The sequence below is a fragment of the Xenorhabdus sp. NBAII XenSa04 genome, from assembly GCF_963866145.1.
Classification (GTDB): domain Bacteria; phylum Pseudomonadota; class Gammaproteobacteria; order Enterobacterales; family Enterobacteriaceae; genus Xenorhabdus; species Xenorhabdus indica.
Window position 1 is genome coordinate 1 of sequence record NZ_CAWMEB010000149.1, and the last position, 3,949, is coordinate 3,949.

The window sequence follows — 3,949 nt, forward strand, 5'->3', positions numbered from 1 at the left end:
GCGACCATATGACACTGGCGTTGATTTTTGCCGAAATTACCCAAATATTACAGGGCAAGGCCGAAACACTCCCCCCAGTACTGCCGTACCGCAACTTTATTGCCCGAATCCTGAGCGTACCGGCGGCAGTACACGAAGCCTATTTCCGCGCTCAGTTTGCCGATATTGACGAGCCAACCGCACCGTTCGGCATACTTAAAGTACAAAACGACAATAAAACTGTCAGCCAAGCGCAGCTTCCGCTTGATGCTGTGCTGGCAGAAGCAATCCGCTCCCAGGCCCGCCGCCTGGGCGTCAGCCCAAGTGTGCTGTTCCATGTAGCCTGGGCACAAGTACTGGCTCAAACCAGTGGCCGTGATGATGTGGTCTTTGGTTCCGTGCTATTGGGACGTTCACAAGGGATTGCCGGAGCCTCACGAACGCCAGGCTTGTTTATCAATACTCTTCCTGTGCGCCTCTCTCTGGCTGGTCTCAGCGTACAAGAAGCCGTGCAGGTTATCTATCGTAGTCTGACAACACTGCTGGAGCACGAACAGGCATCATTAGTGCTGGCGCAACGCTGTAGTGGTATGGATCAATCCATGCCTCTGTTCAGTACATTGCTCAATTATCGCCATAGTCAATCAGATGGCATTGAGATGACGCAAGCGGGGATACGTATTGTCGCAACTGAAGAGCGAAGTCACTATCCGCTTACTTTATCGATAGATGATCTGGGCGCCGATTTTCGTCTGACAGTTCTGGCTGTAACTGGTATCGATCCCAACCGCGTAATCACTTATCTGGTTACTGCCATTAGTGGACTGGTTGAAACATTGGCTCATGCCCCACAAAAATTGATTCAAGCGTTACCCATATTACCGTCGGAAGAACGACAAAAATTATTAGTCGATTTCAATGCAACTCAGACAGACTTCCCGCAAGATGCCCTGATCCACCAACTGTTCGAGGTGCAAGCCGCGCATCATCCCGACGCCATTGCCGTTATGTTTGAAGAGCAAGCTATCAGCTATGGCGAACTTAATCTCCGCGCCAACCGTCTGGCACATTATCTGATTACATTAGGTGTGCGCCCCGATGACCGGGTGGCAATTTGTGTCGAACGCGGCCCGGAGATGGTGGTAGGTTTACTGGCTATCCTCAAAGCCGGCGGCGCCTATGTGCCGCTCGATCCTACCTACCCCACGGAGCGGCTGGCCTATATGCTCGAAGACGCCGTGCCGGTCGTTCTGCTGACCCAAACGTTGCTGATGCAAACAACACAGCCCGACAGACTGACAAGCCCCATTTTTACGGTGACATTTGACGATCTGGAACCGTTTCTGGCAACACAACCGACTCATAACCCGGATGTACATACACTGGGACTGACATCACATCATCTGGCTTATGTGATCTATACCTCCGGCTCGACCGGCATGCCTAAAGGGGTGATGGTTGAGCATCGCGGTCTGGCTAACCTGATTGTCACCCAACAAAATACTCTGGCAATCACCCCCAACAGCCGTATTTTGCAATTTGCTTCAAACAGTTTTGATGCCTGTATCTGGGAATGTTGTATGGCACTTTTGAGCGGCGCCTGCCTCCATCTGGCTTCGCGTATCGCGCTGCTGCCGGGTGTGGCACTCTTGGAGACACTGGAAATACAGGCCATCACGCATGTGCTTTTGCCACCGGCCGCCTTAGCAGCGCTGGATGCTATACCTGCAACGCTGGAAACCCTGCTGGTCGGCGGCGAAGCCTGCCCGTCTTCACAGGTTAAACGTTGGGCTACAGAACGACGTATGATTAATGCCTACGGTCCAACGGAAAGTACGGTCTGTTCAGCGATGTATCTATGCAATAGTCAGGAAGAAGGCGCACCGCCTATCGGGCGTCCGATTGCCAACACGCAGATCTATATCCTCGATCCGCAGGGTCAACCGGTGCCCCTTGGCACGGCTGGCGAAATTTATATCGCCGGCGTGGGAGTTGCCCGCGGTTATCTGAACCGCCCTGAATTGACGGCCGAACGTTTCTTGCCTGATCCGTTCTCTGCCGAATCGGATGCGCGTATGTACAAAACCGGTGACCTCGGTCGCTGGCGTTCTGATGGCAATATTGACTATCTCGGCCGCAATGATTTTCAGATTAAATTGCGTGGGTTCCGCATCGAGCCAGGCGAAATCGAAGCCAGATTGATGCAATGTCACGGAGTAAAAGAAGCCGTCGTATTGGTTCGTGAAGATGAGCCGAATCAGAAACGATTGGTAGCGTATCTGTGCCCGCAGGCAGGGGTGAAATTAGTTCCTGCCGAATTGCGTCAGCAACTCACGCAACGCCTTGCCGACTATATGTTACCCAGTGCCTTTGTCACTCTTGAAGCTTTTCCGTTGACGCCCAACGGTAAACTTGACCGTCAGGCATTACCCGCGCCAGATTTGTCCGCTGTCGTAGTGCGCAGTTATGAAGCCCCCGTCAGCGAAACTGAAATCATACTGGCGCAAATCTGGCAAGACCTGCTGAAAGTGGAACAAGTTGGTCGTTATGACCATTTCTTTGAACTCGGTGGTCATTCATTGCTTGCTGTTCAGCTCGCTTCGCGTGTGCGTCAGACGTTGGCACGAGAACTACTCATACAACAACTCTTTACCTACCCTCTGCTGGCAGATCTGGCACAAGTACTCACCAATACTTCAGCAACTGAACAAATCGTTATTCCCCCGGTTGATCGCAACCAAGCGCTGCCTATATCGTTTGCGCAACAACGGCTATGGTTCCTTCACCATCTCGATCCGGCTGCCAGTCTCGCTTACCATATTCCAGTGGCATTGCGTCTGACAGGGCCACTTAATCAGCACGTCTTATTGACCGCACTTGATTACCTGATTGCCCGCCACGAAAGTTTGCGTACCCGTTTTGACCTGATTGACGGGCAGCCTTGTCAACACATTGACCCTGCGGGTACTGATTTTGCCTTATCTTGTCAGGATCTGCGCCAATTTGCGTCAGAAGAACAGGCTCATCGCATTGCCGAAATTGCTGTTACCGAAACACAGACACCTTTTAACTTTACGCAAGGCCCATTGGTTCGCGGTCAATTACTGCAATTGACCGACGAGGAGCATGTGCTGCTGTTAACGCTGCATCACATCATCGCTGATGGCTGGTCTGTCGGTGTGCTGGTGCATGAATTGGGTACGATCTATCAGGCTACCCTTGAAGGTCATGATGAACCGTTGCCGCCTCTCCCCATTCAGTATGCCGACTATGCCGCCTGGCAACATGACTGGCTGCAAGGAAATATCCTCGCTGTACAACGTGATTTCTGGTGTCGACAACTGGCGGACGCCCCGACTTTATTAGCTCTGCCTACTGACCGGCCACGCCCTGCCGTACAGACTTATCGCGGTAGTCAGGTGTCCTTTGAACTTGACGCTGCTTTGCTGGCATCGCTCAAGCAACTGGGACAACACCATAATACCACCCTATTTATGACTCTTCTGGCGGCCTGGAGTATCGTACTCTCCCGGCTGAGCGGTCAGGATGATATCGTTATCGGTACACCGGTCACCAATCGTCCGCACCATAAGCTCGAAGGTCTGATTGGTTTCTTTGTCAATACACTGGCTTTACGTGTCACGCTGAATGATAACCCTTGTGTCGCTGACTTGCTTGCGCAGGTTCGGGAACGGGCTTTAGCCGCTTATGCTCATCAGGATCTGCCTTTTGAGCAAATAGTAGAAACGTTGCAACCTGAACGTAGCCTCAGTTACAGCCCCATTTTTCAGGTAATGCTGGCCTTAAACAATACGCCGTCTCAGCCCCTGACGTTACCCGATCTGCAACTGACTCCGATCAAACCGCTACGCCAGAGCGCCCAATTTGATCTGACACTATTCCTGACTGAAACCGATACCGGTCTGGTTGGAGATTTGGAATACGCCACCGATCTGTTCGATTCTGCAAC

At 52.1% G+C, this 3,949-nt stretch carries 1 protein-coding gene; it reads left to right on the forward strand.

What is annotated here, in order from left to right; translation table 11 throughout:
• Window positions 1-3,949 (forward strand): non-ribosomal peptide synthetase (locus tag AAC147_RS06965; RefSeq protein WP_047686094.1); only part of this gene is annotated, 3,949 nt, incomplete at both ends.